This window comes from Protofrankia sp. Cas8, assembly GCF_963555845.1.
In the GTDB taxonomy this organism is placed as follows: Bacteria; Actinomycetota; Actinomycetes; order Frankiales; family Frankiaceae; genus Protofrankia.
The window spans coordinates 1-15721 of record NZ_CAUVXI010000007.1; the positions used below are offsets into that span (position 1 = coordinate 1).

Sequence of the window (15721 nt, forward strand, 5' to 3'; positions counted from 1 at the left end):
CGCAGGGACAACGCAACCTGCACCAGCTGCCCCTCGACGCGGACGTAACGGACGGTCACGTTAAGATCACGTTCACACTGGGAACCTGCGAACGTGAGTCGACGCTCGGGCTGACCGGTCACCCGTGGCAGGTTGCGGCTCACCCGTGAGCACTCCCACCAGTCATTGCCCCGCTCGTCCAGCAACGGCAGGACGTCGGTGAGATGACCTCCCACAGCGGCGGTCGCCGCGACACCGGTGATCTTGACGGCCGCGGCGTTGAACACCTGCACCCGCCCGTCCGCGTCCACCATCACGATCCCGTCCGGGAGATCGTCCCAGGACACCGGTGGCACGGTGGGTGCCTCGTGGTACGGCGTCCCATCCGCCCGCGGCCCGGGACCGGGCAGTAGCTCCCCGTCCGCCGGTGGATTGCGAGCTTGGTCGGGAGCCGACGTGACCGTGTGTGTCACAGCCGTCCACCTCCCCCGGCGCCTGGAGCCCCGGACCCGGACCTCGCCTGCGCGCGCGCTGACGCGTACAGGCAGATCGCCGTCGCCACCGCAAGATTCAGCGACTCGGCCTGACCGTACACCGGCACCCGAAGTACCGCGTCCGCGGACACCACGCCGGCACGGGGGAGACCGTGTGCCTCGTTACCGAACAGCCACGCTGTGGGCACGTCGAGCTCCCCCGCGTCCGCCGCGGCGTCGAGATCCCGCGGCGCGAGCGGGCTCGTCGCCACGATGCGGCAGCCGTGGTCCCGCAGCTGGCGGATCGCGTCGTCGAGATCGATGTCGGTCACCACCGGTAGGTGAAAGATGCTGCCCGCGGACGCTCGGACAGCCTTGCCCCCGAACGGGTCCACCGACGACCCGGCGAACACCACCGCGTCCGCGCCCGCGGCGTCCGCGGATCTGATGATCGTCCCCGCATTGCCCGGATCGCGAGTGTCGAGGCAGATCGCCACCAGCCGGGGTTGGTCGAGGTCTGCGACCCGGTGGCGCGGGCAGTCAGCCAGCCCGACCACACCTTGAGGCGTCACTGTCTCGGACAGTGACGCCACTGCGTCATCCGATATGACCCGCACCGGTATCCCCGCTCCGTCTACAAGGGCCGCGTACCTGCTCATCGCCGACGAACCAACGAAGATCTCGTGCAGTGCCCCGACCGCAAGCCCCGCTGTGACCGCCTGGGGCCCCTCGACCAGAAACTGACCGCGCACGCGACGGGTCGCCGGACGGCGCAGGCGCCGCGCGTCGAGAACCCGCGACGAGCGCGGGCCAGCCGGGTCCGGGACCACCAGCATGAATTCGGATACGGGTACCGTCCGACGCGATCGATCAGGCCGCCGACGTCTCCGACGCGCGGACCGGCGGCACCGTCGGCAGGGCGGCACGCGCGACCTGGACGAGCGCGGTGAACGCGGCCGGGTCCGTCACCGCGAGATCGGCGAGGATCTTGCGGTCAACGTCCACCTCGGCCAGCCGCAGCCCCTGGACGAACCGGTTGTAGGTCATCCCGTTCGCCCGCGCGGCGGCGTTGATCCTGGCTATCCACAGCTGCCGGAAGTCGCCCTTGCGAGCTCGCCGGTCGCGGTAGGAGTAGGCCATCGAGTGCAGGACCTGCTCCTTGGCCTTGCGGTACAGCCTTGAGCGCTGCCCCCGGTACCCGCTGGACTGCTCCAGCACCGTCCGGCGTTTCTTCTGGGCGTTGACCGCCCGCTTGACCCTTGCCATGAGGGGGGAACTCTCCTTCAGTCGTGACTGGCGGCACCGCGTTGCACCGCTCCCAACCCATGGGAGCGGTTCGGGGGCGAGCGGTGGTCAGCGCGCCAGCAGCTTCTTGATGCGTCCTTCGTCCGCCGGGCTGAGCGTCACCTCGTTGTACAGCCGCCGGGTACGCCGGCTGGACTTGTGTTCCAACAGGTGGTTGCGGTTGGTCCGGCGGCGCATCACCTTGCCTGTTCCGGTGATTCTGAACCGCTTGGACGCGCCGGTGTGGGTCTTCATCTTGGGCATCTGGAGATCCTGCAATCAGTGGTGGTCGTCAACGGCATGCTGGTCAGACCAGTCCGGCCGGCTCAGGCGCTCGCTGAGGTCGGGACCCCTTGTGCGGTGCCATCACCATGGTCATGTTCCGGCCGTCCTGCTTGGGCTGAGCCTCGACGTAACCGAGCTCCGCAACATCGGTCGACAAGCGTTGCAGGAGCCGGATGCCGAGCTCGGGTCGGGACTGTTCCCGCCCGCGGAACATAATCGTTATCTTGACTTTGTCGCCGGCCCGCAGGAACCGGACCACGTGACCCTTCTTGGTCTCGTAGTCGTGCGGATCGATCTTCGGCCGAAGCTTCATTTCCTTGATTACCGTCTGGACCTGGTTCTTACGAGCCTCACGACGCTTCTGGTCGGACTCGTACTTGAACTTCCCATAGTCCATGAGCTTGCAGACCGGCGGACGGGCCGTCGGAGCGACCTCAACCAGGTCGAGATCGGCCTCCTGGGCCAGCCGCATAGCCTCGGCAATGGCCACAATGCCGATCTGCTCGCCTTCGGGCCCAACCAGGCGCACCTCGGGCACCCTGATCCGGTCGTTAATACGTGACTCTGCGCTGATGTGGTTCCCTCCGTGGACTCGACGCGCGGGCATGACCTGCCGCTGCGGAGCCCTGCACCCAGCCAGACTGGGCACCCGGCCGATACGCCGTCACACAACGGCTCGGCCGACCGGCGACCCGGCCGCCGAAGTTGCGACGTCGGGTGGGAGGCAAGCCTCCGCTTGGCCTTGTCACCACTGGAAGGAATCGCTACGAGACTCCGGCCCGGGTGACAAGCGGTCGACCAACAGCCTAGCAGTAGTGGGCCGGATGCGACGATCAGTTGACCGTGGGATATGGAGTCCCTGCCGAGCGGGCCCAACGGCCCGCAAGGGGTACTTCATCCGAAAACGGTCAATCCACCACGCGCGCATCGACCGATATCCACCGGACAGGCATTAGAGCGCGGCGATCCGCTCCAACAACTCACCGTCGACGGTAGCCATCGCCGGTCCGGCGATGTCAAGCACGACCGCGCTGTGGCCATCGCGCACGGCCTGGGCACACAGGGCATGACCGGGCACCGCGACCGGCCGGGCCGTCCGGCGCCACCGCGCCAGCGTGTCGACACCGCTGAACGCCGGAATCGCGGTAGCTCCGGAGGGCACCCAGAGGGTCACCAGAACCATCTCGGACGACTTCTCGGCGCCGGTGCCGGCATCACCGGGTGGATCGACATCTGGATCACCGAGTGGATCGCCGGGTGGATCGGCATCTGTCCGTCGGGCCTCGATCGCGACGAACACCCGGGCCCGGACCAGCGCGGTCGCGACCGACTGTTCGTCCCCCGCATCCAGCGCGGCGCGCAACGCACCGTCCGCACCACCGTGATCACCCTGCCCGGATGGCGCCAGCAGCTCCCGCTTCACCGGTCGACCCTATTGCTCCCGGCCCGCCTGTACGCGTGAAGGCGATCAACCGGAGGCTGCGTCCACGGCGGCGGCGAGCTCACCGAAGGCCGCTCTGGTGCGACGACGCAGGCCCAACCAGGTGAACGGAACACCGTCGACCAGCGCCGGATCGAACGGGACGACGACAACGGCCCGCGCGCGATCGGAAAGCCGTGCCAGGCGACGGCGGGCCCGGGCGGACCAGCGGATCGGGACGGTCTCCACGACCGCGACCACCAGCGAGACGCCAGCCCCGCTCCAGGCGACGTCGGCGATCTCGGGGCCGGCGAGGGTCACCAGGACGTCGTCTGCAGCCGAAAGATCAACAAGGTCGGCCCGCGCGGCCACCACGACCGTGTCAACGCGGGAAGACGCAGCCGCGGGCAGCGGCTGGTCCCAGCCTGGAGGTCCGTCGACCAGCACCACCTCGTACCAGACCGCCAACACGTCCTGGGCGCGGCCGGCCTGTTCGGCACACACGTCCACCGCGATGAGCCGGTCGCGGCGGGATGCGGCGAGAGCCATCCCGAGACCGGCCGCGGCCGTGCGTCCAGCGCCACCGCTGAACCCGCCGACATGCACCCGTAAATAATTGATCATGGATGTCGCGGGCTCGGCGCCGTCCACCGGCCCCCGGTCGACGCCGGCCGAACCGTCGGCCGAACCGCCGGCCGCCACCGTCTCCGGGATCTCCGGGATCTCCCCAGCTTCCGGCAGCGCGACATCAGGCCAGGTGAGCTCCGGCGACAGTGTCTCCGGAGAGCTCGCGGGCACCGGATCGGCTGCCGCGATGTCCACGGCCGCGATGTCCACGGCCGGCAGGAAGTGCCCCACGTCCGGGGTCCAGCCAGCAGGGGCCGGTGCCGGCACCAGCGGTCGTGGCTGGTCCGCTCGTGGCTGGTCCAGCCGGGCCGGCGTCACGAGCGGACCCGGAGCGCGTGTGCCGATCCGTGACCGGCCAGGTCGCCGACTCACGGTCGCCTCGCGGTCGTCGTCCTCGCCCGGCATGCGCAGACCGAGCAGGGACACGGGCCGCGCGTCACCGACATCCGCCGCAAACACCGCGCCGGGTCGCAGCTGGGGACCATCACCGGGGCTCTGAACCGCACCGGCTTCCCGCTGTGCACCCGGCAGGTCACCGTTCTCATCCGGATCACGCGCCGTCATTGCGCTCACCACCGCCTCCCGTCCCCACGGGGACCCCGCCACGTGCGACCGGGGTCTACCGCCGGAACATGGTGGCCACCTGATTGATCAGGGCCTCCGGCGGCGCGGCGCGACCCGGGGACTGCGGCCTGCGGGCGCGCGATCTGACGATCGTCGCGCACCCTTTGGCCCTCTGGTGGTACACGGTATGCGGTAGCCATTACGGACAAGAGTCCCCGTCACCGGGCCGAGTTACAAGGTTGACCTGAATCGGCCAGCCGGACGCCTTCGGCCAGGGCGACGCCTATGGATGCCGCAACTCCCGCAGGACGTTCGCGGTCATCAGCGCGGCGAAAGCGGCTTCGCGTCCCTTGTCCTCGCCAGACGAGGGCAGCCCGGCGCGATCCCGCGCCTGCTCGACCGTGTCACAGGTCAGGACGCCAAACCCGACCGGCACACCGGTATCGAGAGCCACCCGGGTGAGCCCGGCGGTCACCGACTGGCAGACGTAATCGAAGTGCGGGGTGCCGCCGCGGATCACCACTCCCAACGCCACCACCGCGTCATGGTCGGCGGCGAGCGCCGCGGCGACGACGGGGAGTTCCACCGCACCGGGCACCCGGACCACCGCCGGCGAGGCGACGCCGGCGTCCTTGGCGGCCCGCAATGCCCCGTCCAACAGGGCATCGGTGATCTCGCTGTGCCACCGGGCCGCCACCACGGCCAGCCGCAGACCGGCGCCGTCGGGGATGGACCCAGCCGGCGAGCCCGTGCCGCTCACGCCGACTCCCCCTGACACGCGTCCACCATCAGTGCTGCCAGGACTGCGGCCTCCGGGCGCGCGATCTGACGATCGTCGCGCGCCCTTTGGCCCTCCAGCAGGTCGGTGTCCACGGGTCCGTTCGCCGGGACACGATGACGCGGCACATCGGCACGGGCACCCACCGCCGTCGGCAGACCCGGCAGACCCGGCAGATCGTGCCCCATCCGGTCCCTCTTGGTCGTGAGGTAGCCCAGGTTCTCGGGAGTGAAGGTCACCGGGAGTCCCACCCGCTCGACGATCTCCAGACCGTAGCCCTCAAGCCCGGCCCTTTTGGTCGGATTGTTGGACAGCAGGCGCATCGCCCGGACACCGAGGTCGACCAGGATCTGGGCGCCCGTGCCGTAGTCACGGGCGTCGGCGGGTAGGCCGAGAGCGAGGTTGGCGTCCACGGTGTCGTGCCCGCCATCCTGCAGCTCGTAGGCACGAAGCTTCTGGCCCAGGCCGATACCACGGCCTTCGTGGCCCCGCATATAGAGCACCACCCCCCTGTCCTCAAGGGATATCGCGCGCAGCGCGGCGTCGAGCTGAGTCCCGCAGTCGCAGCGCCGTGAGCCGAAGACGTCACCGGTGAGGCACTCGCTGTGCACCCGCACCAGCACATCGCGGCCGTCGGAGATGTCGCCCCTGACCAGGGCCAGGTGCTCGGTGCCGTCGATGATGCTGCGATAGCACAGGGCCCGGAACTCCCCGTGCCGGGTCGGGATGGTCGCCTCGGCGACCCGCTCGACATGCCGTTCGCTGCGGCGCCGGTATGCCACCAGATCCGCGATCGAGATCGTCAACAGCCCGTGTTCGGCGGCGAACCGCATCAGTTCCGGCAACCGGGCCATGGTCCCGTCGTCGTTGACGATCTCACAGATAACCCCGGCCGGACGCAGCCCCGCCAGCCGGGCCAGATCCACCGCCGCCTCGGTGTGGCCGGGGCGGCGCAGCACCCCACCGGCCTTCGCCCGCAACGGGAAGACGTGGCCGGGCCTGGTGATGTCGGCGGCGGTGGTCCCAGGATCGGCCAGCAGTCCGATCGTGTGTGCCCGGTCAGCGGCTGAAATGCCGGTCGTCACCCCGTCACGGGCGTCGACGGAGACGGTGAACGCCGTGCCCATCCGGTCGGTGTTGTGGGGGACCATCTGATCGAGAGTCAGCCGATCGAGGTCGGCGCCGGCCATCGGCACGCAGATCACACCGGAGGTGTAGCGGATCGTGAACGCCAACAGCTCCGGCGTGGCCAGCTCGGCCGCAAAGATCAGGTCGCCTTCGTTCTCGCGGTCGGCGTCGTCGACGACGATGACAGGCCGGCCGGCCGCGATCTGGGCTACCGCGTCGTCAATGCAGGCCAGGCGGGTGTCGCCGGCTGTCTGGGGTCCGGTCATGACGGTTGTCCGTTCCCGCTCGGAATCGTGGGGGTGAGGGTGGCGGTGGGGCTCACGAGGCGACCCGCGCCGGTCGTGTCACCGGCGGCGATGAGTTTCTCGACGTACTTCGCCAGGACGTCGACCTCGAGGTTGACCCGGTCCCCCACCGCGCGACGGCCAAGGGTGGTCATCCGCAGCGTCGTCGGAATCAGGCTCACGGTGAACGAGGCCGGGGATGATCCTGACGGTGACGCCGTCGCCGCGGTCACGTCCACCACCGTCAGGCTGACGCCATCCACGGTGATGGACCCCTTCTCGACGAGGTAGCGGTCCAGGCCCGGCGGCAGGCTGATACGCACGACCTCCCAATGGGTCTCCCGCCGTCGATCGACCACCACGCCGACGCCGTCGACATGCCCCTGCACGAAATGGCCGCCGAGGCGGTCGGCCAGGCGCACGGCGCGTTCCAGGTTGACGGGGTCCCCGACGGACAGACCGGCGAAAGCCGAACGGTCCAGGGTCTCCTGCATGACGTCGGCGACGAACGCCCGCCCACCATCACGGGAAGACCAACTGGTGACGGTCAGGCAGACCCCGTTGACGGCAATGGACGCGCCCTCGCTGACGTCGGCAAGGACGGTGGAGGCGCTGACGACGAGTCGAGCCGAGGCGGGAAGCGGCTCGACCGCCGCGACGACACCGAGTTCCTCGACGATTCCGGTGAACATTACTGACGTGCCCCCTTGTCTCGGCACCACGTCCGAGACAGGGGTGAGCACGCGGGACGCCACCGGCACATGGGCGCCGGACGGACCGTGCGCGACGGTGAAGACCGCCGGACGGCACACGCCCGCGCGCGTCCTCCCATCCGGACTTTCACCGTCGGTCCCGGAATTTCACCGGGTCCACCGGCCGCTGGCTGCGGACGGGTCGCGGACTGTCACCGCCGGCTCGGAGTTTCACCGACCCCGGAGCGCGCGTGCTACTGCAACTACCTGTCTGAGTCTTGCACATGAAAGCCGCATGGGCACGAGAAAGCCCGGCCTGCGCCGCTGGATGAGCGCGGTGCCACCACTGCCCGCAGAAATGCCAACCTGCTCAGGGTCACCGACCATCGACAGGGCGGTCAGGGCGTCGGCACGCCAGGTGCGACCAGCCGCGGCGAGGCGCGCAGCGCCTGCGCACGCAGCGACTCGACCGCCGCCGCCGGGTCAGCCGCACCGTAGACAGCGGTGCCGGCGACGAAGACGTCGACCCCGGCATCGGCGGCCCGCTCGATGGTGTCGGCGTTGACCCCACCGTCGATCTGCAGCCACAGATCGAGGCCGCGGTCGTCCAACAGCCGCCGTGCCGCTGAGATCTTCGGCAGGACCTCGTCCATGAACCGCTGCCCACCGAACCCCGGCTCGATGGTCATCAGCAGGAGCAGGTCGAACCGGTGCAGGTCATCGAGGTAACGCTCGACGGGAGTGGCCGGCTTCACCCCCAGGCCGGTACGGGCGCCGGCCGCCCGGATGGCAGCGGTGGTCCGGGGCAGGTCGGTGACGGCCTCGGCGTGGATCGTGACGTTGGCCGCGCCCCGCTCGGCGTAGCCGGCGGCCCAGCGGTCCGGATCCTCGATCATCAGATGGCAGTCGAGGGGCGTCGAGGTGACCGTGCGCAACGCGGTCACCGTGTCCGGCGCGAGGGCGAGGTTGGGGACGAAGTGGTAGTCCATGATGTCGACGTGCAGCCAGTCGGCGTGTCCCTCGACCGCCAGCGCCGCTTGCGTGATCCGCCCGAAGTCGGCGGCAAGCAAGCTCGGGTAGATCTGCGCTGTGGCCACACCTACGAGCGTATCGACGTCCGGCGATGCGACAGCGGAAGCGTAGGTGGTTTCGGCCACCCCGATGACGATTTCCACCTACCGCATCCGCCGACCGTAGTCAGGTGTTAGGTGGTTTCGGTCACCCCGATGACGATTTCCACCTACCGTAGTCAGCTTTCGTGACTCACGGGCCGCCGCGGCGCAGGAGGGCGAGGAACATCGCGTCGGTGCCGTGCCGGTGCGGCCACAGCTGCACGAACGGGCCGTCGCCGAGGCCGTCCACGTCTGGTAGGTAGGCCCGGGCGTCCAGAACGGACACGTCGGTGCGCTGCCCGACCACGTCCGTCACGACGTCGGTGGTCTCCGCCGGGTGCGGCGAACAGGTGACATACGCAACGACACCACCGGGACGCACCAGGTCGAGGGCCCCGGCCACCAACTGCCGCTGCAGGCGGGACAACACCACGACATCGGACGGCGTGCGACGCCAGCGCGCCTCAGGCCGACGCCGCAGCGCCCCGAGGCCGGTGCAGGGGACATCGGCCAGCACCCGGTCGACACTGCCCGGCCGCAGCGGTGAGACACGGCCGTCCGCCTGCACCACCGTCACGTTCGACCGGCCGGCCACCGCCTGGCTCACCAGCCTGGCACGGGTAGCCCGCGGTTCCAGCGCGATCAGCCGGGTCCCGGGCAGCAGGCCGGCGAGAAGGGCGGTCTTTCCGCCAGGGCCGGCGCACAGATCGACGCTCACCCCGACATCCGTCCCCACCGTCACCACCCGCGACAGCGCCGCCACGACCAGCTGACTGCCCTCGTCCTGTACGGCGGCCCGGCCGTCGGAGACCTCGGCGAGCCGTCCCGGATCACCACCGGCGAGACGGACCGCGTACGGCGACCACCGGCCGGGCTGCGCCTCCAGCCCTGCGCCCCGGACCGCGTCCATCAGCGCCTCGGAGCCGATCAGACCTGGTCGCGCGACCAGGTGCGTGGTGGGACGTTGGTCATCGGCCTCCAGCGCCGAGCGGGTCTGCGCCAGGTCACCGCCCAGCGCCGCGGCGAACGCCTCGACCACCCAACGCGGGTGGGCGGTGACCATCGAGAGATGGCCGATCGGGTCGTCGTCGTAGCGGGGAGCGGCGAGCAGGACCGCAAGGTCACCACCGGTCTCCTCCACCCGCGACGCGACCCGGCGCAGGACCGCGTTGGCGAACCGGACCGGCCGCTCACCGCTGGTGTGGCGAACCAGGTCGACCGTTGAGGCGACCGCCGCGCGGGTCGGCACCCTGGTGTACAGCAACTGGTAGACGCCGAGCCGCAGGGCATCGCGCACCTTCGGGTCCACAGCGTCCACCGGCCGGCTGGCAACCGTCCCGAGCAGGACGTCGAGGATGCCCATGGCACGCAGCGTCCCGTAGGTCAGCTCGGTGGCGAATCCTCGATCTCGGGCCGGGAGCCGGCGCTGTGCCATCAGGGCTGCCAGCAGCAGGTTGGCGTATGCGCCACGCTCGTCGACCGCTCGCAGTACCTCCCAGGCGAGCAGCCGCGCGGGATCGGCTGGGACAGCCCGCGGCGAGCGTGCCGGCGCCGGTGCCGGTGCCGGCGCGGCCCGGCCCGACGCGGTGCGGCCCGACCCCGACGCGGTGCGGCCCGACCCCGACGCGGTGCGGCCCGACCCCGACGCGGTGCGGCCCGACCCGCCGGATCCGGCGGTGGTAGCCCGGTTCACGCGAACCGTTCGCCGTCGGTCAACCGGGCCCCACGTGCCCAGGCACCGGCGGTCATGGACGGGCGCCCCTCGGGACGCACATCCCCCAGCAGGACGACGCCACCACCGGTTGCAACGGCGATCTCGCTGTCGCCGGCGCGCACGACGATCCGTCCGGGCTCGAATGCCTGGACCTGGACCTGCGCCGGGGCCGGGGCCGGGGCCGGGGCCGGGGCCGGGGCCGGGGCCGGGGCCGGGGCCGGGGCCGGGGCCGGGGCCGGGGCCATCTGGTCGTCCGACGTGGACAGCGGACGCACCGGGCCGAGCTTGATCCGATGATCGCGGAACGTCGTCCAGGCACCGGGTGCCGGCGTGGCCGCCCGGACCAGCCGGTCGACGTGCAAGGCCGGCGCGGACCAGTCGATGCGCACATCTGCCACGGTCAGCTTGCGCGCGATCGACACGCCCTCGCCCGGTTGCGGTCGGGCGTGTACGGACGCGTCGTCGATGCCGTCCAACACCCCCGTGAGCAGCCGGGCGCCGGCGGCGGCCAGCCGCTCCAGGAGGTCACCGGCGGTGTCATGGGCGCCGATGGTCTCGGTGAGGGTCCCGTACACCGGACCGGTGTCAAGGTCCTCCTCGATCTGGAAGACCGACGCCCCGGTCACCTCGTCCCCGGCGAGCAGGGCGTGCTGCACCGGGGCGGCACCGCGCCACGCTGGCAGCAGTGAGAAATGCAGGTTGATCCAGCCATGCTTGGGGATGTCGAGGGCGGCCCGCGGGAGCAGCGCCCCATAGGCCACCACCGGACAGCACTCCGGCGCGATGTCGGCGAGGCGTGCAAGGAAGGCGGGGTCGCGCGGGCGCTCGGGCGTCAGCACATCCACCGCGGCCTCCTGCGCGAGCGCCCGGACCGGCGAATGGGCGACCTTTCGACCGCGACCGACCGGCCGGTCAGGACGCGTCACCACGGCGACCACCTCGTGCCGAGGCGAATCGAGCAGGGCGCGCAGGCTCGGCAGCGCGGCGGCCGGCGTACCGGCGAACACCAACCGCATCAGCGGGCGCGCCCGAACAGCGGATGCGGCGAGGCCTTGACCACCGGCGGGGCCTGGCCGGCCCACTCCGCCTCACGGATGGCTTTCATCGCCGCCTTCTTTGTGATCCGGTCCAGTCGGTCGATGAACAGCACCCCGTCCAGATGATCGGTCTCGTGTTGGACGCAGCGTGACATCAGGCCGCTGCCCTCGATCACGACAGGATCACCGTGGACGTTCTGGCCGACGGCCAGCACCCGGTCCGGTCGTTTCAGCTCGAACGCGATGCCGGGTAGGGAGAGGCAACCCTCCTCACCGTCCATCATCTCCTCGCTGAACGGCCCCAGCACGGGGTTGACCAGGTGCCCAACTTCACCGTCCACGTCAAAGGTGAACACCCGCAGTGAGACACCGAGCTGCGGCGCGGCCAGCCCGACCCCCTCCGCCTCGTGCATCGTGTCGGTGAGGTCTGCGACGAGCCGGCGAAGCTCCTTGTCAAAAGTGGTGACCGGATCGGCCACCGTTCGCAGCACCGGATCTCCCAGCAGTCGGATCTCCCGCACCGTCACTGTCGCACCCCTTCCGGCTACACATGTCGAGAGCGGGGGCCGTGCCGCCACACCCATGAAGAGAATCCATGCTACGGGCTGTCGCCGCAGCACCGAAGCCGCGAGCACGAACGCACGATGGCGGAAACACCATGGTCGCGCGCATCACAATGGTCGCACGCGTCCGGGCCGACCCGGATGCGGCGCCCGTCACAACAGGGTGATCGGGTCGAGTATGACCCGTACCGGCGCGGACCGACGGGCGTCGAGCACTCCGCGCGCGGCCTTGAGGGCAACGGCCAGCTGCTGGCCACGGGCCCTGGGGACCCGCACCAGGACACGCTCTCGCCGCTCCTCGCCGGCAGCGGGCTGCCCGGCCCCGGACTGCCCGGCGCCGGCCCGCCCGGCTGGCCTGCCCACCTCATCTAGCGGGCCACCGGCGATGCGATCGTGGTTCGGTGGCATCGCCGGCGGCCGAAGTCCCCAGGTCTCCAGGGGAACCGGACCGAGGACATCGGCGCCGGCCGGGAGCTCCGCGGCTGCGATCAGTTCGGCGACCGGACCGGCAGCGCCCTCGACGGCGGCGATCCGGGTCGCCGGCGGAAAGCCGAGGGCTGCGCGCTCGTCCTGCTCACGACGGATGAACCAGCCCGGGTCCCACCGGGTCAGCGCCTGCACCACCGCCAGACCGACATCGGCGGTGACGACGATCCGGCCGCCGTCGGAGGCGGGCCGTGCCAGTGCCGCTGCTGCGCACCAGCGTCGCAGGGTCTCCTCGGCGGCCCGCAGGTCCGCGCGGCCGAGCAACGCCCAGGTGTCGAGCAACAGGACCGCGCCGTACCCGCCGTCGGCGAGCGGCTCGGCGCCTGGAGTGGCGACCACGAGTGCGGGCGTGGCCGGGACGCTCGCCAGCACGCCGTCCCGGCCCGACGTGCGGACGGCGACGCCCGGGAACGCGCGCCCGAGCTCCTCGGCCGTCCGCCGGTCACCGACGACAGTTGCCCGCAACCGGGTGTCGCCACAGGACGGACACCGCCACCCGGCGGCCCCCGTCGGCGGTCGGCTGGAGAGGTCGAGCGCGGGGCGGCCGCACCAGTTGCAGGTGGGCGGCCCGGTGCCGCTCGGACGCCCGAGCGAACCCTGGCAGTGGCCGCATCGGGCCGGGCGACGACAGCCGGTGCAGGCCAGCGAAAGCTGGTACCCGCGCCGCGGCACCTGGACGAGCACCGGCGTGCCGGCGGCCAGCGCGTCGTGGGCCGCCCGCCAGGCAAGGGACGGCAGCCGCGCAGCCCGTGCCGCCGGATCCCTGGCCGCTTCGAAATCCGAACCGGTGGCCTCCACCCGGGCGGCGGCGGCCCGTACCACCGACCGCGGCGGGGCCAGCACGCCGGCCCAGCCGACCCGCACCAGGGCCTGCGCGTCGGCCGACGGCGACCACCCTCCGATGATCAGACCCGAACGCTGCTGCCGGGACCGCAACACGGCGACGTCGCGGGTGTGCGGGTAGGGCGAGCGCGGTTCGGCGTGCAGATCGTCCCCGTCGTCCCAGACGATGATCAGGCCGAGGTCGCGGACCGGCGCGAACACGGCCGCGCGGGTGCCCACCACCACCCGCGCGGTCCCGCGGCTGACGGCCAGGAATCGGCGGTACCGTTCGGCCGGGCCGAGGTCGGCGCGCAGCGCGACACAGCCGGCCACGCCGGGGACATCCCGCATCGCGGTCACGACGCGGTCGATGTCACGGTGATCGGGCACGACGACCAGGGCACCCCGGTCGGATCGGACTGTGGCGGCCACGGCCGCGGTCACCATCGCCGGCCAGGACGGCCCGGGAAGGGCCCACCACACCGCTCGGGGGCTGCCGCCGGTGGCCAGGTCGCCCAGCAGCCGTTCGCCCTGGGGGTACTGCGACCAGGCGCCAGCTGGCGGGTCGGCGGCTGGCGGGTCGGCGGCTGGCGGGTCGGCGGCTGGCGGGTCGGCGGCTGGCGGGTCGGCGGCTGGCGGGTCGGCGGCTGGCGGCGGTTCTTTTTCCACCCGGGCGTGCCGGGGCGGGACGGCGAGGCGGAGCACGTCGGTGAGGGTTCCGGCGTAGCGGTCGGCGACCGCCCGGGCCAGCTCCGCGATCTCGGGCGCGAGGATCGGCTCCGGTGACACCACGCGGGTCAGGAACGCGAGCGTGCCGGTGTGGTCCGACCGCTCGCACCGGCTCAGGATGAACCCGTCGACGAGCCGACCGGCGAAGCGGACCCGGACCCGTGCGCCGGGAACGGCGGCCTGCGCCCACTGCGCCGGCACCAGGTAGTCAAACAGTCGATCCAGGTGGGCGGGTGAGACGTCCACCGCGACCCTGGCGACCGGCAGGTCGCCAGCCGGTTCCGGCGCGCCCAGGCCGGTGGACCGCGCCGGGCGCCGAGCCGACCCGGCCCTCGTCGGTGGGCGGGATGCGCCGCCCGGCGCATCCCGCCCGGCGCAGGGGTCAGACCGTTCGGGCATACCTCGTTTAGTACCAGGTGCATCCGACAGGCCCGGCCGCGCACCGGACCACGGCGCTGACCACGGCGCTGACCACGGACCCAGCCACCGACCTGACCGCGGCCCGCACTACCCGCGGACGGCGGTCGCCAGGAGATCTGCGCGCGAGGTCGACTCCCAGGTGAAGTCGAGCTCTGGGCGGCCGAAGTGACCGTACGCGGCGGTCTGGGTGTAGATGGGCCGCAGCAGATCCAGATCCCGGATGATCGCAGCCGGCCGGAGGTCGAAGACGGAGGTCACGGCATCCTGGATCTGCTCGTCGGGCACTGTGCCGGTGCCGAAGGTCTCGACGAACAGTCCGACCGGCTGCGCCTTGCCGATGGCGTAGGCCACCTGGACCTCGCAGCGGCGGGCGAGCCCGGCGGCGACGACGTTCTTGGCGACCCAGCGCATCGCGTACGCGGCCGAGCGGTCGACCTTGGACGGGTCCTTGCCGGAGAAGGCGCCACCGCCGTGCCGGGCCATCCCGCCGTAGGTGTCCACGATGATCTTGCGTCCGGTGAGACCGGCGTCTCCCATCGGGCCGCCCACCTCGAACCTGCCGGTCGGGTTCACCAGCAGTCGGTACCCGTCGGTGGCGATCTCAAGTGCGGCCAGCTCCGGGGTGACGACGTATTCGGCGACGTCCGGCGCGAGCAGGGTGTCAAGGTCGATGTCGGCCGCGTGCTGGGTGGACACGACCACGGTGTCCAGCCGAACCGGCCGACCGGCCGAGTACTCGATCGTGACCTGGGTCTTGCCGTCCGGACGCAGGTAGCCGACCTTACCGTCCTTGCGCACGGCGGCCAGGCTGCGGGCGAGCCGGTGCGCCAGAGCGATCGGCAACGGCATCAGCTCGGGCGTCTCGTCACAGGCGAAGCCGAACATCAGCCCTTGGTCGCCGGCGCCCTGCTTGTCCAGCTCGTCGTCGCTGGATCCGCCGACGCGGGTCTCGTGGGCGCTGTCGACACCCTGGGCGATATCGGGCGACTGCGAGCCGAGCGACACGCTCACGCCACAGGACGCGCCGTCAAAGCCCTTCTTGGACGAGTCGTAACCGATCTCCAGAACACGCTCCCGGACGACGGCGGCGATGTCCACATAGGTGTCCGTGGTGACCTCACCGGCGACGTGGACCTGACCAGTGGTGATCAGAGTCTCGACCGCGACCCGGCTGTGTGGGTCATCCTTGATCATTGCATCGAGGATGGAGTCGCTGATCTGATCAGCGATCTTGTCCGGATGCCCCTCGGTAACGGACTCGGACGTAAACAGGCGCGTCGCCACGTTCTGACCCCCTGGGAGATCCAGTCGATTCCGGCGCAGT

16 protein-coding genes and 1 riboswitch are annotated in these 15721 nt (G+C 71.2%); all 16 genes read right to left on the minus strand.

Going from position 1 to position 15721, the window contains the following annotated elements; genetic code table 11:
- The coding region (locus U9977_RS02485; protein ID WP_322747511.1) for a PAS domain-containing protein at positions 1 to 452 on the minus strand (452 nt) is incomplete at its 3' end.
- Positions 449 to 1288, minus strand: a complete 840-nt coding sequence (locus tag U9977_RS02490; protein WP_322747512.1) for an RNA methyltransferase — start codon at positions 1286 to 1288, stop codon at positions 449 to 451. The genes U9977_RS02485 and U9977_RS02490, both read right to left, overlap by 4 nt.
- A gap of 34 nt (positions 1289 to 1322) precedes the next feature.
- Positions 1323 to 1718: a 50S ribosomal protein L20 gene (gene rplT, locus U9977_RS02495; RefSeq protein ID WP_322747513.1), complete on the minus strand. Its 396-nt coding sequence runs from the start codon at positions 1716 to 1718 to the stop codon at positions 1323 to 1325.
- Between the two features lie 87 nt (positions 1719 to 1805).
- Positions 1806 to 2000, minus strand: a complete 195-nt coding sequence (rpmI, locus tag U9977_RS02500; protein ID WP_239311477.1) for a 50S ribosomal protein L35 — start codon at positions 1998 to 2000, stop codon at positions 1806 to 1808.
- Positions 2001 to 2043: 43 nt separating this feature from the next.
- Positions 2044 to 2628, minus strand: a complete 585-nt coding sequence (infC, locus tag U9977_RS02505) for a translation initiation factor IF-3 (protein ID WP_416210216.1) — start codon at positions 2626 to 2628, stop codon at positions 2044 to 2046.
- A 345-nt stretch (positions 2629 to 2973) separates the two neighbouring features.
- On the minus strand, positions 2974 to 3444 hold the full coding sequence (locus U9977_RS02510; RefSeq protein ID WP_322747515.1) for an SseB family protein: 471 nt from the start codon (positions 3442 to 3444) through the stop codon (positions 2974 to 2976).
- Between the two features lie 45 nt (positions 3445 to 3489).
- The gene (locus tag U9977_RS02515) at positions 3490 to 4641 is read right to left on the minus strand and encodes a hypothetical protein (protein WP_322747516.1); all 1152 of its coding nucleotides are present in this window, start codon (positions 4639 to 4641) and stop codon (positions 3490 to 3492) included.
- A gap of 274 nt (positions 4642 to 4915) precedes the next feature.
- Complete coding sequence (gene ribH / locus U9977_RS02520; protein ID WP_322747517.1) at positions 4916 to 5392, minus strand: 6,7-dimethyl-8-ribityllumazine synthase; 477 nt, start codon at positions 5390 to 5392, stop codon at positions 4916 to 4918.
- Positions 5389 to 6804 (minus strand): bifunctional 3,4-dihydroxy-2-butanone-4-phosphate synthase/GTP cyclohydrolase II, encoded by a 1416-nt coding sequence (locus U9977_RS02525; protein ID WP_322747518.1) that lies wholly within the window; start codon positions 6802 to 6804, stop codon positions 5389 to 5391. Before U9977_RS02525 ends, ribH begins: the two co-directional genes overlap by 4 nt.
- Positions 6801 to 7514, minus strand: coding sequence for a riboflavin synthase (locus U9977_RS02530; RefSeq protein ID WP_322747565.1), 714 nt, complete (start codon positions 7512 to 7514; stop codon positions 6801 to 6803). The genes U9977_RS02525 and U9977_RS02530 overlap by 4 nt, the downstream gene beginning before the upstream one ends.
- A gap of 124 nt (positions 7515 to 7638) precedes the next feature.
- A riboswitch (FMN riboswitch) is annotated at positions 7639 to 7767 on the minus strand.
- Positions 7768 to 7912: 145 nt separating this feature from the next.
- The gene (gene rpe / locus U9977_RS02535) at positions 7913 to 8611 is read right to left on the minus strand and encodes a ribulose-phosphate 3-epimerase (protein WP_322747566.1); all 699 of its coding nucleotides are present in this window, start codon (positions 8609 to 8611) and stop codon (positions 7913 to 7915) included.
- 166 nt (positions 8612 to 8777) lie between these two features.
- A complete protein-coding gene (locus U9977_RS02540) occupies positions 8778 to 10319 on the minus strand; it encodes an RsmB/NOP family class I SAM-dependent RNA methyltransferase (RefSeq protein ID WP_416210450.1) in 1542 nt (513 codons plus the stop codon).
- Positions 10316 to 11356, minus strand: coding sequence for a methionyl-tRNA formyltransferase (gene fmt / locus U9977_RS02545; protein ID WP_322747519.1), 1041 nt, complete (start codon positions 11354 to 11356; stop codon positions 10316 to 10318). Before fmt ends, U9977_RS02540 begins: the two co-directional genes overlap by 4 nt.
- Complete coding sequence (gene def, locus U9977_RS02550) at positions 11356 to 11904, minus strand: peptide deformylase (protein ID WP_322747520.1); 549 nt, start codon at positions 11902 to 11904, stop codon at positions 11356 to 11358. Before def ends, fmt begins: the two co-directional genes overlap by 1 nt.
- Before the next feature lie 189 nt (positions 11905 to 12093).
- Entirely contained in the window at positions 12094 to 14376 is a 2283-nt protein-coding gene (locus U9977_RS02555; protein WP_322747521.1) for a primosomal protein N', read from the minus strand.
- A 108-nt stretch (positions 14377 to 14484) separates the two neighbouring features.
- Positions 14485 to 15681: a methionine adenosyltransferase gene (gene metK / locus U9977_RS02560; protein ID WP_322747522.1), complete on the minus strand. Its 1197-nt coding sequence runs from the start codon at positions 15679 to 15681 to the stop codon at positions 14485 to 14487.
- Between the last annotated feature and the right edge of the window lie 40 nt (positions 15682 to 15721).

Excerpts from the sequence above, each read along its gene's own strand:
- infC (WP_416210216.1), bottom strand. The coding sequence starts at position 2,628 with ATGCCCGCGCGTCGAGTCCACGGAGGGAACCACATCAGCGCAGAGTCA.
- U9977_RS02490 (WP_322747512.1), bottom strand. The coding sequence starts at position 1,288 with ATGCTGGTGGTCCCGGACCCGGCTGGCCCGCGCTCGTCGCGGGTTCTC.
- rplT (WP_322747513.1), bottom strand. The coding sequence starts at position 1,718 with ATGGCAAGGGTCAAGCGGGCGGTCAACGCCCAGAAGAAACGCCGGACG.
- fmt (WP_322747519.1), bottom strand. The coding sequence starts at position 11,356 with ATGCGGTTGGTGTTCGCCGGTACGCCGGCCGCCGCGCTGCCGAGCCTG.
- U9977_RS02530 (WP_322747565.1), bottom strand. The coding sequence starts at position 7,514 with ATGTTCACCGGAATCGTCGAGGAACTCGGTGTCGTCGCGGCGGTCGAG.
- U9977_RS02555 (WP_322747521.1), bottom strand. The coding sequence starts at position 14,376 with ATGCCCGAACGGTCTGACCCCTGCGCCGGGCGGGATGCGCCGGGCGGC.
- U9977_RS02525 (WP_322747518.1), bottom strand. The coding sequence starts at position 6,804 with ATGACCGGACCCCAGACAGCCGGCGACACCCGCCTGGCCTGCATTGAC.
- rpmI (WP_239311477.1), bottom strand. The coding sequence starts at position 2,000 with ATGCCCAAGATGAAGACCCACACCGGCGCGTCCAAGCGGTTCAGAATC.